19 protein-coding genes and 1 pseudogene are annotated in these 20,912 nt (G+C 55.0%); 2 read left to right on the forward strand and 18 right to left on the reverse strand.

Going from position 1 to position 20,912, the window contains the following annotated elements; genetic code table 11:
- The first annotated feature begins 161 nt into the window (after window positions 1-161).
- Together IM304_RS19585 and IM304_RS19590 are read left to right on the forward strand one after the other, a co-directional pair.
- Window positions 162-1,181 (forward strand): M4 family metallopeptidase, encoded by a 1,020-nt coding sequence (locus tag IM304_RS19585; RefSeq protein ID WP_148420672.1) that lies wholly within the window; start codon window positions 162-164, stop codon window positions 1,179-1,181.
- Complete coding sequence (locus IM304_RS19590; RefSeq protein ID WP_148420671.1) at window positions 1,181-1,531, forward strand: protealysin inhibitor emfourin; 351 nt, start codon at window positions 1,181-1,183, stop codon at window positions 1,529-1,531. The genes IM304_RS19585 and IM304_RS19590 overlap by 1 nt, the downstream gene beginning before the upstream one ends.
- Here the strand turns inward: IM304_RS19590 and IM304_RS19595 are convergent.
- The 18 genes and pseudogenes from IM304_RS19595 to IM304_RS19675 form a co-directional block, all read right to left on the reverse strand.
- The gene (locus IM304_RS19595) at window positions 1,528-1,749 is read right to left on the reverse strand and encodes a zinc ribbon domain-containing protein (protein ID WP_148420670.1); all 222 of its coding nucleotides are present in this window, start codon (window positions 1,747-1,749) and stop codon (window positions 1,528-1,530) included. The genes IM304_RS19590 and IM304_RS19595 overlap by 4 nt on opposite strands.
- A 58-nt stretch (window positions 1,750-1,807) precedes the next feature.
- Window positions 1,808-3,349, reverse strand: coding sequence for a peptide MFS transporter (locus IM304_RS19600; protein WP_193355500.1), 1,542 nt, complete (start codon window positions 3,347-3,349; stop codon window positions 1,808-1,810).
- A gap of 496 nt (window positions 3,350-3,845) precedes the next feature.
- A pseudogene (locus IM304_RS22360) lies at window positions 3,846-4,268 on the reverse strand (DUF6392 family protein).
- A 162-nt stretch (window positions 4,269-4,430) separates the two neighbouring features.
- Window positions 4,431-4,685 (reverse strand): hypothetical protein, encoded by a 255-nt coding sequence (locus tag IM304_RS19605; protein ID WP_193355499.1) that lies wholly within the window; start codon window positions 4,683-4,685, stop codon window positions 4,431-4,433.
- Window positions 4,682-6,223 carry a colicin E3/pyocin S6 family cytotoxin gene (locus IM304_RS19610; protein ID WP_227009629.1) on the reverse strand — a complete coding sequence of 514 codons (1,542 nt, stop codon included), beginning with the start codon at window positions 6,221-6,223 and terminating at the stop codon, window positions 4,682-4,684. The genes IM304_RS19605 and IM304_RS19610 overlap by 4 nt, the downstream gene beginning before the upstream one ends.
- A 36-nt stretch (window positions 6,224-6,259) precedes the next feature.
- Window positions 6,260-6,517, reverse strand: a complete 258-nt coding sequence (locus IM304_RS19615) for a hypothetical protein (protein ID WP_193355497.1) — start codon at window positions 6,515-6,517, stop codon at window positions 6,260-6,262.
- A gap of 579 nt (window positions 6,518-7,096) precedes the next feature.
- Entirely contained in the window at window positions 7,097-8,569 is a 1,473-nt protein-coding gene (der, locus tag IM304_RS19620) for a ribosome biogenesis GTPase Der (RefSeq protein WP_022648998.1), read from the reverse strand.
- Between the two features lie 112 nt (window positions 8,570-8,681).
- Entirely contained in the window at window positions 8,682-9,860 is a 1,179-nt protein-coding gene (gene bamB, locus IM304_RS19625; protein ID WP_148420668.1) for an outer membrane protein assembly factor BamB, read from the reverse strand.
- A gap of 10 nt (window positions 9,861-9,870) precedes the next feature.
- Entirely contained in the window at window positions 9,871-10,491 is a 621-nt protein-coding gene (locus IM304_RS19630; protein WP_148420667.1) for a YfgM family protein, read from the reverse strand.
- Between the two features lie 13 nt (window positions 10,492-10,504).
- Window positions 10,505-11,779 carry a histidine--tRNA ligase gene (gene hisS / locus IM304_RS19635; RefSeq protein ID WP_148420666.1) on the reverse strand — a complete coding sequence of 425 codons (1,275 nt, stop codon included), beginning with the start codon at window positions 11,777-11,779 and terminating at the stop codon, window positions 10,505-10,507.
- Between the two features lie 81 nt (window positions 11,780-11,860).
- Window positions 11,861-12,979, reverse strand: a complete 1,119-nt coding sequence (ispG, locus tag IM304_RS19640; RefSeq protein ID WP_148420665.1) for a flavodoxin-dependent (E)-4-hydroxy-3-methylbut-2-enyl-diphosphate synthase — start codon at window positions 12,977-12,979, stop codon at window positions 11,861-11,863.
- 26 nt (window positions 12,980-13,005) lie between these two features.
- Complete coding sequence (gene rodZ / locus IM304_RS19645) at window positions 13,006-14,010, reverse strand: cytoskeleton protein RodZ (RefSeq protein ID WP_193355496.1); 1,005 nt, start codon at window positions 14,008-14,010, stop codon at window positions 13,006-13,008.
- A 291-nt stretch (window positions 14,011-14,301) separates the two neighbouring features.
- The gene (locus IM304_RS19650; protein WP_003860623.1) at window positions 14,302-15,468 is read right to left on the reverse strand and encodes a bifunctional tRNA (adenosine(37)-C2)-methyltransferase TrmG/ribosomal RNA large subunit methyltransferase RlmN; all 1,167 of its coding nucleotides are present in this window, start codon (window positions 15,466-15,468) and stop codon (window positions 14,302-14,304) included.
- A gap of 147 nt (window positions 15,469-15,615) precedes the next feature.
- Window positions 15,616-16,047, reverse strand: a complete 432-nt coding sequence (ndk, locus tag IM304_RS19655) for a nucleoside-diphosphate kinase (RefSeq protein WP_045326029.1) — start codon at window positions 16,045-16,047, stop codon at window positions 15,616-15,618.
- Between the two features lie 124 nt (window positions 16,048-16,171).
- Window positions 16,172-17,047 (reverse strand): 4Fe-4S binding protein, encoded by an 876-nt coding sequence (locus IM304_RS19660; protein WP_193355495.1) that lies wholly within the window; start codon window positions 17,045-17,047, stop codon window positions 16,172-16,174.
- Window positions 17,047-17,835 (reverse strand): DmsC/YnfH family molybdoenzyme membrane anchor subunit, encoded by a 789-nt coding sequence (locus IM304_RS19665; protein WP_193355494.1) that lies wholly within the window; start codon window positions 17,833-17,835, stop codon window positions 17,047-17,049. Before IM304_RS19665 ends, IM304_RS19660 begins: the two co-directional genes overlap by 1 nt.
- Window positions 17,828-18,457, reverse strand: coding sequence for a DMSO/selenate family reductase complex B subunit (locus IM304_RS19670; protein ID WP_148420661.1), 630 nt, complete (start codon window positions 18,455-18,457; stop codon window positions 17,828-17,830). The genes IM304_RS19665 and IM304_RS19670 overlap by 8 nt, the downstream gene beginning before the upstream one ends.
- Entirely contained in the window at window positions 18,454-20,832 is a 2,379-nt protein-coding gene (locus IM304_RS19675; protein ID WP_193355493.1) for a DMSO/selenate family reductase complex A subunit, read from the reverse strand. The genes IM304_RS19670 and IM304_RS19675 overlap by 4 nt, the downstream gene beginning before the upstream one ends.
- Window positions 20,833-20,912: the final 80 nt, after the last annotated feature.

Below are 20,912 nucleotides of genomic sequence, written 5' to 3' on the forward strand. Positions count from 1 at the left end.
GCGCTCCTCTCACTTAATGGCGTTTAAAAAACCTAAACGGTGGTGGAGCGTTGCGCCAGTTTTTAAGGAGACGAATTGTCCGACTTACCTCCGGTCCCGGTTTAATGATTTACACTTAAGTAGATTCTTTTTTCGGCATTGCCAGAAAACAGGAGAACTGCATGACCCGAATTCACAGCGTGATCCCCCCCTATATTCTTCGTCGTATTATCGAGAGCGGTTCAGAGCCACAGCAGCGCTGCGCCCGCCAGACGTTAACCCATGTGCAAACCCTGATGGCGCATATGCCGGGCAAGCCTGCCGCGCCGCACGTGAATAAAGCCGGCCAGCTTGAGCGTGACATCTACGACGCAAAGCAGACCCAGGAGCTGCCGGGTACCCAGGTACGCTATGAAGGCCAGCCCTCAAACGGCGATGTGGCGGTGGATGAAGCGTACGATTATCTGGGCATCACCCATGATTTCTTCTGGAAGGAATATCAGCGCGATTCGCTTGATAACAAAGGGCTTATCCTCACCGGCACCGTGCACTACGGCCGGGAATACCAGAACGCCTTCTGGAACGGTCAGCAGATGGTCTTTGGCGACGGCGACGGCGACATCTTCAACCGCTTCACCATTGCCATCGACGTGGTGGCGCATGAGCTGAGCCACGGCGTGACGGAGACCGAAGCGGGGCTAATCTACTTTGAACAATCGGGCGCGCTGAACGAGTCGTTATCCGACGTGTTTGGCTCGCTGGTGAAGCAGTACCACCGTAAGCAAACCGCCGATAAAGCGGACTGGCTGATTGGCGAAGGGCTGCTGGCGGAGGGCATCAACGGCAAAGGGCTTCGCTCCATGTCTGAACCCGGCACCGCCTACAACGATCCCCTGCTCGGCAAAGATCCGCAGCCCGGGCATATGAAAGATTTCATTAAAACGCGCGAGGACAACGGCGGCGTACACCTCAACTCCGGCATTCCCAACCGGGCGTTTTATCTGGCCGCAACGGCGATTGGCGGTTATGCCTGGGAAAAAGCGGGCTATGCCTGGTACGACACGGTTTGCGATCGCAGCCTGGCGCAGGATGCGGATTTTGAGGCTTTCGCAAAACTGACGATCGCCCACGGTGAAAAGCGCTCGGGAAGCGACGTTGGGGCGGCCATTAAACAAGCCTGGGAACAGGTGGGAGTACTGTAATGCAGGTTCCGGAACTGACGGATGACGCCGTGGTTGAGCTGGCCCGGGAAGGCGGCGTCGCCTTTATTCCAAAGCTGAGCGGCCAGCGCACCATCGCGCTTTCCACTCTTAACGAGGCGCAGCGTCAGCGCGTGGTCAGTATTCTGCAACAGGCTATCCCGCGCGGGCAGCCGCCGGGTCAGCCGTCGTCACCGGGCAGCGGCGATCAGCGCTATTTTCGCATTCAGATAATCTGGACCCGGCACAATCAGGCGCAGTACGCCGACATCATTGTGCTGGTTCCGGAGCAGGAAGCGCCGGAATCGCTGATCGAGCTGTGGCGAAAAGGCGAAGGCTGCGTGTGCGATTAAGCCTCAGCCCTGACGAATTCGACCCGTTTTTTTGAGATCAGCCCGTGGCCGTTCTGACAGAAGTAGTCCACCGCGCCGCAGGCTTTGAGTACCTGAAGCGGCTGGTGACAGTCAGGGCAGCGCGCTTCGAGGGGAATATCTTTATTGCAGCTGTCGCAGTGCGCAATACCGTTTTGCGGCTCCAGCGCTGCGTGGCAGTCCGGGCAGGTAATCGTCATGCTCTCTCCTGTTGAGTATGGCCGGGGCAGATGCGCTGCCCCGGCAGGCTGAATGTTATCAGGCTTCAGTAGCCGGTTTAGTCTGCACATTTTCCAGCATGCGGCGTACCGGAACAATGAGAACGATCAGCACCGCGGCACAGATCAGCAGCGCGATGGAGCAGCGTGCAAAGAGATCCGGCAGCATATCCAGCTGGTCGGCCTTCACGTGTCCGCCAATCAGGCCCGCCGCCAGGTTACCCAGCGCGCTGGCGCAGAACCACAGCCCCATCATCTGGCCGCGCATTCTCTCCGGCGCCAGCAGGGTCATGGTCGCCAGCCCAATCGGGCTCAGGCACAGCTCACCGAGCGTCAGCATCAGGATACTGCCCACCAGCCAGAACGGAGAAACGCCTGCCCCACCGTTGCTCAGCACGTTCTGCGCCGCCAGCATCATCAGGCCAAAGCCCGCCGCCGCACAGAGAATACCGATAACAAACTTGGTGATACTGCTTGGGCGAATGTTCATGGTGGCAAGCTTCGGCCACGCCCAGCTGAATACCGGTGCCAGCAGAATGATGAAGAGGGCGTTGATCGACTGGAACCATACGGCCGGAATTTCGAAATCACCGATCATGCGATTGGTGTAGTCGTTGGCAAACAGGTTAAAGGAAGTCGGTTTCTGTTCAAACGCGGACCAGAAGAACGCAGCGGAAACCAGCAGGATAAAGCAGACCAGCAGTCTGGCGCGCTCTTTACGGGTCAGACCCGCGAAGATGAACAGATAAATAAAGTAGAGTGCAACGGATGCCGCAATCACATAGACCAGCATACTGGCCACCGCGACCGGGTTAATCACAATGCCCCCCTGGGCGATCAGCGTGACGAGAACCGCCACCCCTACCGCCAGCGCCAGCAGCCACGCGCCCACGCCGTTGCGTTTGACCACCGGGCTGTTCCAGGTGGAATCGAGGCCCACTTCGCTGTCGTAGCGCTTCATGGACGGGACAGCAAACACGCGGAAGATAATCAGCGCCACCAGCATCCCGATGCCGCCAATACCAAAGCCCCAGTGCCAGCCGTGGGTTTTAATCAACCAGCCAGAAATCAGCGGCGCAATGAACGAGCCCATGTTGATGCCCATATAGAACAGCGAGAATCCGCCGTCACGACGCGCATCGCCTTTTTTATACAGGGTGCCGACCATCACGGAGATACAGGTCTTGAACAGGCCCGATCCCAGCACAATAAACATCAGGCCGATAAAGAACAGGTTGTTCCCCATCACCGCCGAGAGCGCAATCGACAGGTGGCCGAGCGCAATCAGAATCGAACCGTACCAGACGGCTCGCTGCTGGCCGAGCCAGTTATCGGCCAGCCAGCCACCCGGCAGCGCGGCCAGGTACATGGTACCGGCGAAGATACCGACAATCGCCGAGGCGTTTTCACGCGCCAGCCCCATGCCGCCGTCATAGACGGTGGCGGCCATAAAGAGGATCAGTAACGGACGAATACCGTAAAACGAGAAACGCTCCCACATCTCGGTAAAGAACAGCGAACCGAGCGGATAAGGATGGCCGAAGAACGTTCGGCTTTCTTTTTGATTAACAGAGGATTGCATAATTCTCCCGAAAATGTATGTGTCGTGCTTGTAAACACCAGCATGTACGCCGAGCGGTTACGTATCCGATCGATTTTTTACATGCGGCGAAAAGTTGGTTAACCATTTGATAACCAGGCGCTAGTTTTGTCTAGTACCGAACCCTGGACTTTAAGACGAAAATTCGACGATTGTCTACTTTCTTAGATATATACATGGTTAAAAGCGAATAGTGATTGACATCACACAGGGTTAGCAAACGCTGTGAAAGTGCGAAACAAACCGCGGCAGGCGCGAATTTTAACGGGTTCAGCTAAGGTTATTTGCTTTTATTAATGTGAACGAAAATTAAAGCAAAACTTATTGTTTTATAGAAACTTTTTCAATACAAATCAATCGATGTGCACATGCTTAGGTACATCATTCTGACTGGTACCCATCAAGAGATTTAATATGCACACTTAAAACTATCGACCGATTCCACCAGCCAAGACGAAGTATCTTGGCTGAGGTTTTGTTATGGTAAGTATCTCCAATGTTGCCAGCTTAGTTCAGACGTTGGCATAAACGTCAATGATACGGCATTGTCCATTACGTCAAAATCAAGCTGCATACTCACTGGGAGGTCTCCGGCTATTGAATCAAAAAGTTCAGCCCATCCCAAAGCACGCCTCAGAATAGTTTTTGATGATGAACTTCTTAACGGCTGTCCGATATGTTCATGAACCCAGAGACGTGACATTTCGCTCTTGAGCCCGGACGGCAGCTCATTAGGAAAATGCCAGCCTTTAATTTCCGGTCAGAGTAGGGTTACTGTAATTTCCTGAAGAATACCCCCTTCACGCCTGAAAAATAAGTATATTCCCTCCTGCACCATATTTAGGCTCAGATCAGGGTCACCGGAAAAATCTGATGGAGGGGCTTTGTATGGTATTAGCACTATGTCAACAGGTCTTGATAAGATTTACCTACGCTAAAAATTAACGCCTCTACATTCACTGTCATTCGTATAACACCATATCGCTATTTAGCCTGTGTAATTTCTCTCTGGCAACTTCAACCCACCAGCAACATTGCACCACTGGGTTGAAGAACCCGACTCTTAAATTTCTCCTCCAGAGATCTGCAACGTAACATCATCTGAATAAAACGTTTTACCTACTAATAACTCAAACTGAAGCGCCTGGTTTTTTGTTAGATTGTAAACACCAATGCCACATACAAACTCCTCTCGGTCATTAGCGTTTAACCCCAAAATATCAGCCATTTCAGTTGCTTTTTCAAAAGGAACTTCTATCTCGGAAAGTAAGGCTTCCGTTTCTTTGCTGTAAACATCAATAGTGTAAACGATCTTCATTTTTCAACCTTTCTGGATGGGTTGGCAGGCTTCGTCTGCTCGCCTGTAACGTGATTGAATTCGCCTAAGTGATTACGCCCAGAGCGATCATACATTTCAATTGTGCCATGCTGGGAATCCCACTCGTAAATTCTACCCGAAGGATCTTTCCAACGGTTTCTCAGTTTCCCTCCCCCTTTAACCGGCGTTTTTGCCTGTGCTTTTTTAGCATCGGGGAAAGCAGGTAAGGCTGGATTACCTTTTGGCGGCGCATGGTATTTGTGGTCTGAGTTTAGATAAATATAAATCGGTGGCAGGTCAGGGAACGGCAGGATCAGAATGTAATCTGCGAAACTCTTTTCCTCCGGTGCCGGGCTGGTGGTCGCCGTTATGTCGATGTTATCGGGCAGCGGGTCAACAACCACCGGGTTCGGCAGCACCGGCCGCGCCTGGCTGCCGGTATTCCACTGTTTTTTCTCGTCTGTCCGGTCCGGCGTCCACACAATGGTGATACGCGGTTCTTCCTCCGTGGTGAAGGTGTACGCCTGCGTGCTGCTGTCGTGCTCCATTTTTCTGACGCGCACACTGTCACGGCCAGGCGGTGTGTGCCAGCCGTGCGGCACCGGGTTTCCTCGGCTGTCGTTCTCCCACGTATAGCGAACGCGGCTCGGGGCTTCACGCATCTGCGCGAGGCGCATACGGTCGATAAAATCCTGTTCGCCGTCGTTCAGCCTGCCGGGCATCATTCCCACCAGCAGCCCGGCCACAGGAGCACCCACTCCCGCGGTGGCTATCTCACCCAGCCCGACGGCACCACGCACCGCCCACGTACCGTAGGTCAGCGCCCTGCCACTTATCAGCTCCAGCAGGCTTGCGCCTGCGGTGGCCGTCTGCACCCGCGCAGCGGCAGCAGCAGCCGCAACGGCGGCCTGATAGTCCATTTCTTCATGGTTGCCGTTCCACCAGCGATAAAGGGCGCTGCGCTTTTTCGGTCTGGGGATATCCTCTGGCTTTTTCTTTCTGGCGGTCTGCGCGTGCTGCTGGACGTCTGAATCGGTTGCCGGGTTGCTGGCCGACATGGCCAGGAAAAATGCCATATCGGCAAAATTAGTATGGGGTTCGCGCTGGTCACCGGCATCATTGCAGCCTTCGCCGCGCAGGCAGGATTTTGCAAAAACGCGGTTGCGTTCCCTTTCTTCCTGCCTGCGTTTTTCTTCCCTCTCCTGCTCTGCCCTGCGTTCGGCCAGCGTAGCAGCGTATTTTTCCTGCGCGATTTGTTCCGGTGACGGCCCAGCGCCCAGCCAGTCACCCACCGGAGCGATAATGTAATTTGTTCCCGGCGGACAGTCACACATGACGTTAGAGCGATCGACAGCAACGGCGGCGTCGTGAAATAACACACTGGATTCACCATCGACAACGGTTCCGGGCTTTCCGCAGTTTTTGCACGGCGTAGTTTTATCGCCAACTCGGACAACTACACGACCATATTCAGTGCAGTTCGGGAGTGAACCAATACAGGTGGCACCGGTTGAGGTTTTATCTCCAGTCAGGGCCATTCCTCGACCCATAAGGTCTGTTCGGTATCCCATGCGTTACACTCCCGTAACTGTCAGAAAATCCGCCCCGGATGTAATCCTTTCACGCTTAACCAGGTAAGTATGCCCCTGCGGGATACTGATAATTTCATCGCCGTCAGCTTTCACAGGATGTTTAAATTCCAGCTTCTTTCCCTCTGCGATTATCATGCGTGCTCCATCGTCCATTGCGGCAATTTCTTCCGTTTTAAATGGAGAGTTAGCCTGCTTGGCTTTTATTTCTGGCGTTAATTCTTTGGTGTATTGCTGTTTCATATAAACTCCCTTTAATTCCTGCTAATTAAAAAAATAATTCTACTACGAATAAGGGCTTATCATTTTTATTCAGCATTTTTGGTTCATATCGAACAATCAAATAAATCACTTGCAAGAAATAATTATTGTGAATATGACATTTAATTTTCAGCGGTATTTGAATTACGTTTTAAGCTATTAAGCATCTTTTGGAAGTCATTGCGGCGTACCGCTGCCACTGCGCGCCTCCACCGCTTCTTTGTTTATAACAACGCAATAAAAATAGCTCCGATTTTAACGGGCTAACTTAAATTAAGGGAATTCTTCCTGCCCGATTGCAATCGGAACATATTCATTTACAAGCATGTTGAATTCGTGGCGGACCCATTTGGCGACGAGTTAGCGATGGCATAACTTACCGGCTTTCTCGCACCGGCCCCTGACCGTCAGCCAAAGCGTGAAGTTCATTCCCTACATGCCGGACATCCAACTCCCGAACCCATCGAAGAGGCAGCGATTCGCTATGCTATCTCAGACAAAAAAACCCGCATGGTTAGCGGGTTTTGATAATGTATCAAACTCAGTGAGGCCTGATGACGTTTATTTGCTTTTCTTAATGTGCTTAATCAAACGCTTACGCTTACGCATCTGGTTTGGCGTCAGGGTGTTGCGCTTATTCGCAAACGGGTTTTCCCCTTCCTTAAACTGAATACGGATAGGGGTCCCCATCACGTCCAGCGACTTACGGAAGTAGTTCATCAGGTAGCGTTTGTAGGAATCCGGCAGATCTTTCACCTGGTTGCCGTGGATCACCACGATTGGCGGGTTGTAACCACCGGCGTGGGCGTATTTCAGCTTCACGCGACGGCCGCGCACCAGCGGTGGCTGGTGATCTTCTGCTGCCATATTCATGATACGGGTCAGCATAGCGGTGCTCTGACGACGGGTAGAGCTGTCATAGGCTTCACGTACGGATTCAAACAGGTTACCTACGCCGCTGCCGTGCAGGGCAGAGATGAAGTGAACGCGGGCAAAGTCGATGAAGCCCAGACGGAAGTCCAGCGTCTCTTTCACCTGCTCGCGCACTTCATTGCTCAGGCCGTCCCACTTGTTGACGACGATAACCAGCGAGCGTCCGCTATTGAGGATAAAGCCGAGCAGAGAGAGATCCTGATCGGAGATACCTTCACGTGCGTCGATCACTAGCAGCACCACGTTGGCGTCTTCAATCGCCTGCAGAGTTTTGATAACCGAGAATTTTTCCACCACGTCGGTGATTTTCCCGCGCTTACGCACGCCCGCGGTGTCGATAAGTACGTACTCACGTTCATCGCGCTGCATGGGGATGTAGATACTGTCACGGGTGGTGCCCGGCATGTCGTAGACCACCACGCGCTCTTCACCCAGAATACGGTTAGTAAGCGTAGACTTACCTACGTTTGGACGGCCAACGATAGCCAGCTTAATGGGCAGATCCTGCGGGTTAAAGTCGTCTTCCGGCTCTTCCTCGCCCTCTTCACCGGCTTCGAACTGCGCCCAGTATTCTGCGTCTTCATCCACCTCTTCCGGCGGGTTCACTTCGTCAACCCACGGCAGCAGAACGGTTTCCAGCAGGCTGGTGACGCCGCGGCCATGCGAAGCCGCAATTGGGTAAATATCGCCAAGGCCTAAAGACCAGAAATCCGCAACGGCCTGATCGGCATCAATACCGTCAGTTTTGTTCGCCACCAGGAAGGTTGGCTTTTCGCGTGAACGCAGATGTTTGGCAATAGCAGAGTCCGCAGGCATCAGGCCAGCGCGAGCATCTACCATAAACAGAACCACGTCCGCCTCTTCGATCGCCAGCAGAGACTGCTCTGCCATGCGGGTTTCTACGCCGTCTTCCGTACCGTCGATACCGCCGGTATCAATACAGATGAACTCGCGTCCTTCCACCTCTGCACGACCGTACTTACGGTCACGCGTCAGCCCCGGGAAATCCGCAACCAGCGCATCACGGGTGCGTGTTAAACGGTTAAAAAGAGTGGATTTTCCAACGTTAGGGCGCCCGACAAGCGCGACCACAGGTACCATGTTTGAAGCCTCATAAAATTCAAAATAACGTCGCTTTCGCAGCGTTTTTAAAAATGTCAAAACGGCTCCTGAGTGAACAGGAGCCGTTTAGTATACTACAACCGCCGTGTAATTAACGCGTGATCGCGTACAGCGTGCCGTCTTTTGCCTGAATCAGCAGCTTGCCGTCAGCAACAACCGGATCCGTCAGGAAGCCTGAGCCGTCCACTTTCTGCTGCGCCACGAAGCGGCCGTTCTCTGGATCGACCCAGTGCATATAGCCTTCGCTGTCGCCCACCACCAGGCTGCCGTTATACAGTGCCGGTGCGGTCAGCAGACGGTGCAGCAGATCGCTCTGCGTCCACAGCGTAACGCCACCTTCGGTGCTCAGCGCCAGCAGACGGTCGTTCTGATCGACCATATAAATGCGGTTGCCTTCCACGATGAAATCGTTCACGGAGCCCAGCTCACGTTTCCACATGATCTGGCCGCTGCGCAAATCCAGCGCGGTCAGGTTGCCGTTATACGCCAGCGCGTAAACCACACCGTCAACGATAACTGGCGTCGTGTCTACGTCGCTCAGTCGGTCGATTTCAGTGGAGCCTGTCGCCTGAGAGATGCGCTGCTGCCAAATCATCTGGCCCTGCTGCATCAGGACTGCACTCACGCGGCCGTTATCGCCGCCCACAATGGCAGCACCAAACGCCGTTGCCGGCGCAGATTCACCGCGCAGAGAGAGCGCTGGCATATCCAGGTTAACGGTCCATTTTACCAGACCATCCGCTTCGTTCAGCGCCTGAAGCTGGCCGTTGCTGGTATGGATGAGCACCAGACCGTCGCTGACAACCGGACGAGATAAGGATTCACCGGCAACGGTAGTCTGCCATGCAACGCTGCCGTCGCTGGCATTCAGCGCGTAAACCTGCGCTTTTTCGCTGCCCACATACACGTGACCACCGGCTACGGTCAGGCCGCCAGAAAGCAGCGCAGGCTTATGGGAGAACCAGCCGTCTTTTTCCGCCAGGTTGACGGACCAGACTTCTTTTCCATCACCAGCGTTCAGCGCTTTAACGGTGCCTTTGCGATCGGCCGCATAGACCACGCCGTCAGCAAACGCCGGGTGCAGGTTGGAGTAGAAGTCACCGATACCGTTACCCACGGAAACGTCCCACGCGGTAGATGGGGTAAACTGGTTTTCAACCGTCGGCAGCGGGGACATTTTGACAACGTCTTCTTCGCCACTGAACAATGAACAACCGCTCAATAACGTAACAGAAAGCAGTCCTGGCAGAAGTAATTTACGCAATTGCATTGGGTCCCTCTCAGACGGACAAATTATTTATTTTCATCTGCATCATTTCGCTCAGCGCAGGTGAAGCTTTACTATCCACGCCAGCTTGCCACGCTTTACGCGCGCCCGCTTTATCACCCTTGCTCAGCAGTGCTTCACCGCGCAGATCGGCAACGATGGCGGCAAAGCCTTCGCCTTTAATGGTATCAAGCGTTTTCAGCGCGTCGTCGGCTTTATTCTGCTGAACCTGGATACGAGCCAGACGCAGATTAATTACCGCTTTCAGGTTTTCATCACTGGCAGCAGCAAGCCCCTGAGACAGTTGCGCAGCGGCTTTGTCCAGTTCGTTCTTATCAACATACTGCTGGGCCACTTCCAGCGCGGCCAGCGCACCGTAGGTATTTTTGTTGTCAGCGGCAAATTTCTCCGCCGCCGTCAGCGTTTGCGGCCGATCGGCACGGATTGCGCTAACGGTATTTTCGTAGTTCAGGGACGAACCGCGAGCAGAGTCAGCCTGATGATTGTTCCAGTAACGCCAGCCAACCAGCGCACCTACACCTAAAATAACCCCAACAACCAGCGCTTTGCCGTTTTCAACAAAGAAGCGTTTAACCGCATCAACCTGGTCGTGTTCGTTCTCGTAAATTTCCACGCAGTCCTTCTCCTTAGCCCAATAGAGTGCGCAAGTGCGCCGCAACGCCGTCCTGCGTTACCGTAGTTTGCTCACCAGAGCGCAGGTCTTTTACCACCACCTCGCCGTTAGCCACTTCGGACTCGCCCAGCACCAGTGCGATACGTGCGCCCCACTTATCGGCACGAGCAAACTGTTTTTTAAAGTTGCCGCCGCCATGGTTGGTCATCAGCTTAACGTCCGGCAATGCATCACGCAGGCGTTCGGCAAGCTGCATCGCCGCAGGCTGCGTATCCGCACCTGAAGCCACCAGGTATATATCGACAACAGAATCGGCTTTAAATTCCGGATTAACTGCCTGAACCAGCAAAACAAGTCGCTCAAGGCCCATCGCGAAGCCAACGGCTGGTGCCGCACGACCACCAAGCTGCTCAACCAGACCGTCGTAACGGCCGCCGGCACAAACGGTGCCCTGCGAACCGAGGCTGGTGGTGACCCACTCAAACACGGTACGGTTGTAGTAGTCCAGACCGCGCACCAGACGCTGGTTAACGGTATAGGCGATGCCCGCCGCTTCCAGCAGCCTGCACAGGCCGGCAAAGTGTTCGCGAGAATCATCGTCCAGGTAATCGCCCAGCGCAGGCGCATCGTTCAGCAGCGCCTGCACGTCAGGGTTTTTGGAATCGAGCACGCGCAGCGGGTTGCTGTACATACGACGCTTGCAGTCTTCGTCCAGCTTCTCTTTGTGCGCTTCCAGGAATGCCACCAGCGCATCGCGGTAGTTAGCACGCGCTTCCAGCGAACCGATAGAGTTGAGCTCCAGGGAGACGTGCTCAGAAATACCGAGCGCGCGCCACCAGCGGGCTGTCAGCATAATCAGCTCGGCGTCGATATCCGGCCCTTGCAGACCAAACACTTCCACACCCAGCTGGTTGAACTGACGATAGCGGCCCTTCTGCGGACGTTCGTGGCGGAACATCGGGCCGATATACCACAGGCGCTGCTCCTGATTGTACAGGAGACCATGTTCGATGCCGGCGCGCACGCAACCCGCCGTCCCTTCAGGACGCAGGGTCAGGCTGTCGCCGTTGCGGTCCTCAAAGGTATACATCTCTTTTTCAACCACGTCGGTCACTTCGCCGATCGCGCGTTTGAATAACGGGGTCTGCTCTACAATCGGCAAACGAATTTCGCTGTAACCGTAGCTGCCGAGCACCTGCTTCAGTGTGCCTTCAATGCGCTGCCAGATGGCGGTTTCGCCAGGCAGATAATCGTTCATGCCGCGGATGGCTTGAATGTTTTTTGCCACGTTTATTCTCTTTCTATATACAAAAAAGAACCCAAAGAATGGGCTCAATCATACATGGGAAGCAGCCTGCTTCCCATCACGTTATTTTTCAACCTGCTGAACGCTGATGCGCTGCGCTTCATCCATCATCGTCGCTTTAGCGCGAATACGGGCTTCGAGCTGGTCGATCATGTCGCTATTATCCAGACGATCTTTACGAACGCCATCTTCATAGAGACCACTTTTCTTGTTACCGCCGGTAACGCCCAGCGTTGACACCAGCGCTTCACCCGGTCCGTTTACCACGCAACCAATGATGGAAACGTCCATCGGGGTGATGATGTCTTCCAGGCGCTGCTCCAGAGCATTCACGGTACCAATCACGTCAAATTCCTGACGTGAACAGGTTGGGCAGGCAATGAAGTTAATCCCGCGCGCGCGGATGCGCAGTGATTTCAGGATATCGAAACCTACCTTGATCTCCTCCACCGGATCGGCGGCCAGAGAGACGCGTAACGTGTCGCCAATGCCTTCAGAAAGCAGCAGGCCAAGACCAATGGCGGACTTCACCGAACCGCTGCGCAGACCGCCCGCTTCGGTGATCCCGAGGTGCAGCGGCTGATCGATCTGTTTTGCCAGCAGCCGATAGGATTCAACGGCAAGGAAAACGTCGGAGGCTTTCACGCTCACTTTGAACTGCTCGAAGTTAAGACGATCCAGATGATCGACGTGACGCATCGCGGATTCAAGCAGCGCCTGCGGCGTTGGCTCACCGTACTTTTCTTGCAGATCTTTTTCCAGCGAACCGGCATTAACGCCGATACGAATTGGAATGTTTTTGTCGCGGGCGCAGTCAACAACCATGCGAATACGCTCTTCGTTGCCGATGTTGCCTGGGTTGATACGCAGGCAATCGACGCCGTATTCAGCGACCTTAAGCGCGATACGGTAGTCGAAGTGAATATCGGCAACCAGCGGCACGTTCACCTGCTGCTTGATCAGTTTGAACGCTTCAGCGGCATCCATGGTCGGGACGGAGACGCGGACGATGTCCGCGCCTACGCGTTCTAATGCTTTGATTTGATTGACCGTTGCTTCCACATCCGTGGTGCGCGTGTTGGTCATCGACTGGACGGCGATAGGCGCCCCATCGCCGATTGGCACGTTCCCAACGTAAATCCGTTTTGATTTTCTACGTTGAATAGGAGCCTGGTTATGCATGTAAAATCTCCCGCATTGCCCGTCTGTTACTGTGCTGCTGATTGTTCGGCATTAACGGTAAGACGCGCAACCTGGTTAGTTCTGATAAAGCGGCTCAGATCGACAGGTTTTCCTTGATACTGGATCTGTACCGCTGCCGGTGCGCCGATTTTAAGCTTGTAGGGTGCCTGCCCCGTTAGATTTAACGTGCCATCTTTACGCTGCAGGCCGCTGAAAAGTTTTTTACCCGTTGCGTCAGTGACTTCCAGCCAGCAATCCGCCGTAAAGTTCATCACCAGCGCATTCGGGTCAACGGCAGGTGCCGCCGTGCCGGCCGGGTCCGTTGGCAGCGTCGCCGCAGGATTTTCCGCAGCTGCCGTTGCCGCAGGTGCAGTATCAACATTTGCCTGGGAAGGTGACACTACCGCGTTCTGATCCTGTGCCTGGGTCGCTGGCGCGGCGTTAGCCGTCGCCTCTGGCGCTGGAGCAGGTTCGCTTGCAGGCGCGTTCGTTGCCGCCGTCTGAGGTTCACTGGAAGATGCAGCCCCTTCCGTGCTCAGCGGCACGCTTTGCGCACCGTTGGTTTGATTAAGCTCAGCGGAGGACTGATCGGCCATGGTGGTGATCTCTTCCTGCTGCGCTTTGTGGTTTTGCCACCACCATGCGCCCGTCAGGCCCACAACCACGAACAGGACCAGCCAGGTAAAGCTCATCAGCCAGCCATCGCGTTTTTTACGACGTTTACCCAGAGAGAAGCTTTGCATAGGCGCAACTTTTGCAGCACGCACGGGCGCCTGCTTCTCCATCATCGGCAGTAATTCGTCTTCAGGAATATGAACCAGTTTGGCGTAAGAACGGATATAACCGCGCAGAAACGTTGAAGCCAGATCGGCTGGTGCCTTATCTTCTTCAATATCGCGAACGGTGGAAACCTTCAGGCACAGGCGTTCTGCAACGGCTTGCTGGCTGAGTCCGAGTTGTTCACGGGCGTTGCGAAGACGAACGCCAGTGGAGAGTGCTGCATTTTGATCGTGAGTGGCTTCAGTATTCATTCGCTACAACTACTGGTACGTGAAAATAAGGGTTCAGGTGCCGGTGAGTCACAATGCCACCCGCACCGCGAAACTTCAGGTCAGTTAACCTTGAACAAACAGTATAAGACTGTCGGGCCGCAGATGACAGCGCTGGCAGGCCTTCGCGCTAAACTGTTGTTACGTCGTTACATACTGCCCGAAAGTCGTATGAAACGCACCGTAATTATTAATCAATCGTGATGATTGTGACTGATTATTCAGTAAATTTATGCTTCACGGCGCAAAAAACGCGCCGTGTCTGCATAATAATCAAACGGTTTTAACCGCGATTGACTCACCCTGCATGCGCTTACGCAGCGTACGTTTGGTACGGTCAATAACGTCACCCGCCAGCTGGCCACAGGCGGCATCAATATCATCACCACGGGTTTTACGCACGATAGTGGTGAAGCCATACTCCATCAGCACCTTGGAGAAACGATCGATACGGCTGTTCGAGCTGCGGCCATACGGCGCGCCCGGGAACGGGTTCCATGGGATCAGGTTGATCTTACATGGCGTATCTTTCAGCAGTTCAGCCAGCTCATGAGCATGCTCGGTGCCGTCGTTAACATGATCCAGCATCACGTATTCGATGGTCACGCGGCCCTGGTTAGCGTTGGATTTCTCCAGGTAGCGACGCACGCCGGCCAGGAAGGTTTCGATATTGTACTTTTTGTTGATCGGCACAATTTCGTCACGAATCGCATCGTTTGGCGCGTGAAGGGAGATCGCCAGCGCGACGTCAATCATATCACCCAGCTTGTCCAGCGCGGGAACCACGCCTGAAGTAGAGAGCGTTACGCGGCGCTTGGACAGGCCAAAACCGAAATCGTCGAGCATGATTTCCATCGCCGGCACCACGTTGGTCAGGTTCAGCAGCGGTTCGCCCATCCCCATCATAACCACGTTGGTGATTGGACGCGTACCGGTCACTTTTGCCGCGCCCACGATTTTCGCGGCGCGCCATACCTGGCCGATAATTTCCGACACCCGCAGGTTACGGTTAAAGCCCTGCTGCGCCGTGGAGCAGAATTTGCACTCCAGCGCACAGCCCACCTGAGAAGAGACGCACAGCGTGGCGCGATCGTCTTCCGGGATATACACGGTTTCAACGCGCTGATCGCCCACCGCAATGGCCCATTTAATGGTGCCATCCGACGAGCGCTGCTCTTCCACTACTTCCGGCGCGCGGATTTCCGCGACTTCTTTGAGCTTATTGCGCAGCACCTTGTTGATGTCCGTCATATCATCAAAGTTGTCGCTGCAATAGTGGTACATCCATTTCATGACCTGGTCGGCACGAAACGGCTTCTCGCCCATCTCTTTAAAGAACTCGCGCATCTGCTGACGGTTCAGGTCCAGCAGGTTAATTTTTCCATTTTTATTGGGAACCGCAGGAATGGCGACTTCGGAGGTATTCACTAATTCAGACATAATGTTTTCCGGCCTCGTTGTTACACGTTGTGGCCCTTGGTGGGTTGAAAAGAAACGCCCCGGTAAGCGGTCTGCTCGTCCGGGGCGTTGCATTGTACAAAGTCTGGCGCAGGGATGCCACGTTTGCACGCGGCATTTACGAAATTATTAGCGAGTGCGAGGGCACACTTCGCCTTCTGCGAAGAAGAACGCGATTTCGCGTGCAGCAGATTCAACGGAGTCGGAACCGTGGGTGCCGTTCTCGGTGAAGCTGTCAGCGTAGTCGGCGCGCAGAGTGCCTGCCAGCGCGTTGTCCGGGTTGGTTGCACCCAGCAGGTCGCGGTGACGCTGTACCGCATTTTCGCCTTCCAGTACGGAAACAACGATTGGGCCAGAAGTCATGAACTCAACCAGACCGTCAAAGAATGGGCGACCTTCGTGCTCGGCGTAGAAACCGCGAGCCTGTTCAACGGTCAGATGCAGCATTTTGGTGCCAACGATCTTAAACCCTGCTGATTCAAAGCGAGAGAAGATGCTGCCAATAACGTTTTTTGCCACCGCGTTTGGTTTGATGATGGAAAAAGTACGTTCAATAGCCATTGATAACCTCTGTGAAATGTTCTGTTGTTTTTGCATACCTGAGTATGGTGTGGCGCGGATTATAAAGAGCAATAGCGCCATTGCCTATGGTTATGCATAACATTTTTTTAAAATGAGACGAAGATTAGCAACAGGCCTGATTTCGCATCCCGTAATGATGGTGAAAACAGAGCGGGCACTGCTTTTCATCAGGCGTAAATGACCAGAACTGGCGGTGGCACGACCGGCAAACCGCCTCATATGCGGGCCTGGCAACGGTTTTTGCAGTTCCCTCTGCTTGCGTCACGTTTATCGCCCCATGCTGGCAAACCGCTTCACACCCCCCGCAACCGGTGCAATGCCCGGATTCCACCTTCAGCACGGCGTTCTCAAAGCGAATCGCCTTTTCCTGGCAGCTTCGCCAGCATGCCCCGCACAGCACGCACTTTCCGGCATCGAGCGTTATCTCTGCCTCGCTAAACGCGGGAAAAGCCCTTCGCAGCTCACGCAGGCCGGGCATTACGCTACAGGATTGAACGTCCTCACGGGGAACGTGCATCAGCGCACGACGGGCGAGATTAACCTCGTTGCGCGGGATAACCCTGAACGTCCACGCCGCCTCACCGCGTCGGCGAAGCGCAAGATTAAGCCGGGCAAGCGCCAGCAGCCATTCAGGGTAACGCTCTGCTTCAATACTGATAAAACGAACGCGGTATTGCGCGTGCCAGAGCAGCAGCTCATTCACGCCGGGCGCGCGCTCAGTAAACGGCCCGACAAGCGTATCTCCACGCAAAAAGCGCTTTCGCGGCATGATGCCGGTAATGGCCCCGGCAGGACAGACAAACAGGCAGTCGCCACATTCAATACAGCGGCTGTCATCAATCAGGACGCCCGCGTCCGTAACGGAGAACGCCTGCGCGGGACAAGCGTCCGTACAGGCGCGGCAGGAGGCGTGGCGAAAGCGGCGACGAACGCACGCGTGCGTCACGTCCATCGCCGGGATAAGCGTTAATCCGCCCATCAGCCAATACTGAAGAAAACGAAGCGCAGCATCAGTTCACCCACAATCAGCAACGCGCTTCCGACCAGCACAGTACCACGTGCTGCCTTCAGACCGCCCGCGGCAAAGCACAGCACGCCGGCAACGGAAACGCACCAACTCAGCAGATGCAGCGTGCGCAGCTGCTCCAGCATCCGTAACGGAGCGTGCGGGAACGTCACCACGGTGTTATCCACGGCAGTAATGTCAGCCAGCCAGACGGGCTGCATCAGCAGACGCACAAGCACCAGCAGCGTAACGATCGCAACTGCCGCACGCAGGGTCGCCCGGGAAGGCGTTCCAGCGGCCATGCAGGCTGAGCCGATAATGCCCACCGAGCCAATAAACAGCACCAGCGTATTTACGTGCTGCCAGGTCACCACGGACGCATGCATATAAATCTGCGCCATGCAGAAGACATCCACCAGCCCGACAAGCCCCGCCACTGCCAGAAGCGGCTTCCAGCCCGGCTTTTTCGCGAACATCAGCAGCGTCGCAAGACCAAGCGCCGCAAGATAAAGGCTGGCAAAGACAATCTCGCGGCTCAGCCAGGAGCTGGATACGTGGCGCAGCGCGTTAAGGGCATTCAGCGGATAACCCATGTGCAGCGCCGAGGCGAGCAGCCCCAGGCAGGCCAGCACGAACGCCCCGGCAGCAGGCAGCAGCGCGCTACGCGGCGAACCATGCGCGCCCCCGAACGCCAGCCAGAGCGTAACGCCTACCGACCCCTGAAGGAACAGCGTAAAAATCAACAGCGGTAACTCATGCATGACGTTTCCCCTCTTTCTCTGCGCCCTGATGTGCTTTGATCACCAGGTTCGGTTTTGTGATGGAGGAATCAGGCAAGCCCTTCACGTCACAGACCGCACCGTATTTCGCCCGAAGCTCATCAATCGGCCCGAATTTGATCGCTTCGAGGGGACAGGTTGCCACGCAGACAGGCTGTTCGCCTTTTGCCTGCAGATCCACGCAAAAATCGCATTTTGACATCTGCCCGGTCTGCTCGTTGAGCTGTGGCGCGCCATAGGGGCATGACCACGCACAGTATCCGCAGCCGACGCACTTGTCCGTATCGACACGCACGATGCCGTCGCCAGGACGCTTGTGCATTGCGGTGGTCGGACAGTTTTTGGTGCAGATAGGATCCGCGCAGTGGTTGCAGGAGACAGAGAGCGTGTAGGCAAAAACGTTATTGCTGACCCCGCCCTGGCCGGTCGGGATGAAATTCCCGCCGTTGACTTCGTACACGCGACGAAAACGACGCCCGACCTCAAGGTTGTTTTTATCTTTGCACGCCACCTGGCAGGCCTTGCAGCCCGAGCAGCGGGATGAGTCGATAAAGAAACCCAGCTGCTTGTCGCTCACCGGCGCGTAGTGTTTGAACTGACTCATGCTTTCGCTACCTCCACCAGCATGGTTTGATGGGAATTTCCTTTCGCAAGTGCGGTAATACGGGCTGAACTGAGCACGTTCGCGCAGCCGCCTTTATCAATGCCCCGCTCGTCCGGCTGCCACCAGGCGCCTGCCTGCATGGCAACAACGCCGGGAATAATGCGCGGCGTGACCTCCGCCAGGACCTCACAAATGCCGCGCGCGTTGTGAATGCGCACGGTATCTCCCTGCGCAATACCGCGCTTTTGCGCATCCTGCGGGTTAATCCACAGCTTTTGCTGCTGGACTTCAATCAGCCACGGGTTGGCGTACTGGGTAGAGTTGGCGCGGTTTTTCCCTTTCCAGGTGATCAGCTGGAGCGGGAAGGTTTTCGCCAGCGCGTCTTCCGGGCCCTCATGGGCGGGAACGTAGTGCGACAGCGCCGGGATTTCCGGGTGATGCATGTCGTACAGGCGCTTCGAGAAGATCTCAATTTTTCCGGAAGGCGTCGGGAACGGATGATTTTGCGGATCGCGGATGTTGTCCTCAAAAGCGACGAACGGCGCGCTTTTGAAGAGATGCTGACGCGTTTTCTGTAGCGTCGCGAAGTCCGGCAGGCTTTCGTCCGGCATGGACAGCCGCGTCTGCTCCCAGATGTGTTCAATCCACGCTTTTTCGTCACGGCCTTCGCTGAATTCGGGTTCGACGCCAAGCTTAGCAGCGACTTCCCGCAGCCAGTCGTAATCTGAGCGGCGCTCAAACTCAGGTTCAATCAGCTTCTCAGACAGGATCAGATAGCTTGCCGTGCCCCAGGTTTCACCGATATTCCAGCGCTCCATAAAGCTGGTTTCCGGCAGGAGAAGATCGGCATATCTGGCGCTCGGCGTCATAAACAGATCGCTTGCGACGATAAATTCAATTTTTGACTCATCTTCCAGCACGCGGACCGCCTGATGAAGATCCGGGTTCTGGTTAGCCAGATAGTTGCCCGCCAGCGAGAACAGGATGCGGATATTGCTGTCGAGCTTATCCGCATCCTTCAGGCCGACTTCTGCCGTTACTTTGGAAGCATCATCGGCCGCCTGCACCCAGTTCATTACCGATATTTTGGCTTTTACCGGGTTATCCGGCATCTCTGGACCTGCCGCAAATTTCCGGTTTGCGCAGCCGCCATAGCCAGCCGCCCAGCCGCCTTTCACCCCAACGTTACCCGTCAGCGTTGCCAGTATCGTCGAGCCGCGCGCGGTGCGTTCGCCGCAGTTATGGCGCTGCGGCCCCCAGCCCTGGATCAGCGCGGCGGGTTTGGTGGTTGCGTAGTCGCGCGCCAGCTGACGAATGGTCTGCGCCGGCACGTGGGTGATTTTCTCTGCCCACTCCGGCGTTTTCGCCACGCCATCTTTTGCACCGCTAAGGTAAGCCATCAGGGATTCATTCGCCGGAACGCCCTCTGGCATGGCGTCTTCGTCAAAGCCCAGGGTATAGCGCTGAAGGAAATCGCGATCGTGCAGGTTCTCCGTGACGATCACGTACATCATGGCGTCCATCAGGGCGTTATCGGTTGAAGGAAGCAGCGGGATCCATTGATCGGCAAGGGAGGAAACCGTGTCCGAATAGCGCGGATCGACAACGATAAAGCGGGTGCCGTTTTGCTTCATCTTCTGGAAATAGTGGTTACTGTGGCCAAAGATCGTCTCTGTCGGGTTGTGCCCCCAGAGGATGACCAGCCTGGTGTCCTGCAGCGTGTCCAGCGAGCTGCCGCTGGCGGCAGTGCCATAGGTATACGGCGTTGCCGCCGCCGTGTTGCCCATGCTGACCGAGTGATAGCTTTCGAGATAACCGCCGGTTAGGTTAAGCAGGCGACGAACCATCTTATCGCCAGAAAACGTGCCGCCGGAAACTGCGGTGCCCACATGCACATAGCGCGAGGCGGGGCCGTATTGTTGCGTAATGGTTTTTAACCGCTCCGCAATAAGCGTGGTGGCTTCATCCCAGGTAATACGCTCGAATTTTCCTTCGCCACGTTTACCTACGCGTTTCATGGGATATTTAAGCCGATCCGGGTGATAAACGAATTTCCGATAAGCGCGACCGCGAACGCAGGCGCGCATAACCGGCATCTGCGGATCAAGGGCATCATCCGGGCGGGTGGAAATTCGCGTGACAACGCCTTCACTAACGTGCGCACGAATATCACACTTGCCGCCGCAGTCAAACGTACTACAGGTTTGCACGACTTTCTCTTCAGGCGCGGCGCTGGTCTTTGCCGGGCCCTGGGCACGTGCTTTGCCGGTTGTGGCGACAAACGGCAGGGCGGCCAGCGCCGATCCTGCCTGAATAAAGTGACGTCGGGATAAGGCGGGAATAAGCCCCTCTCCCGGATTTTTATTTTTTTTCATTGCTCATTCCTTAGAATAAAAACGCATTCTCGTTTTTTTTCAGGAATGAATATTGATAATTATCAAGCTAACCCTTCAGG

The organism is Enterobacter cloacae complex sp. P40C2, from assembly GCF_014930695.1.
Taxonomy (GTDB): Bacteria; Pseudomonadota; Gammaproteobacteria; order Enterobacterales; family Enterobacteriaceae; genus Enterobacter; species Enterobacter pasteurii.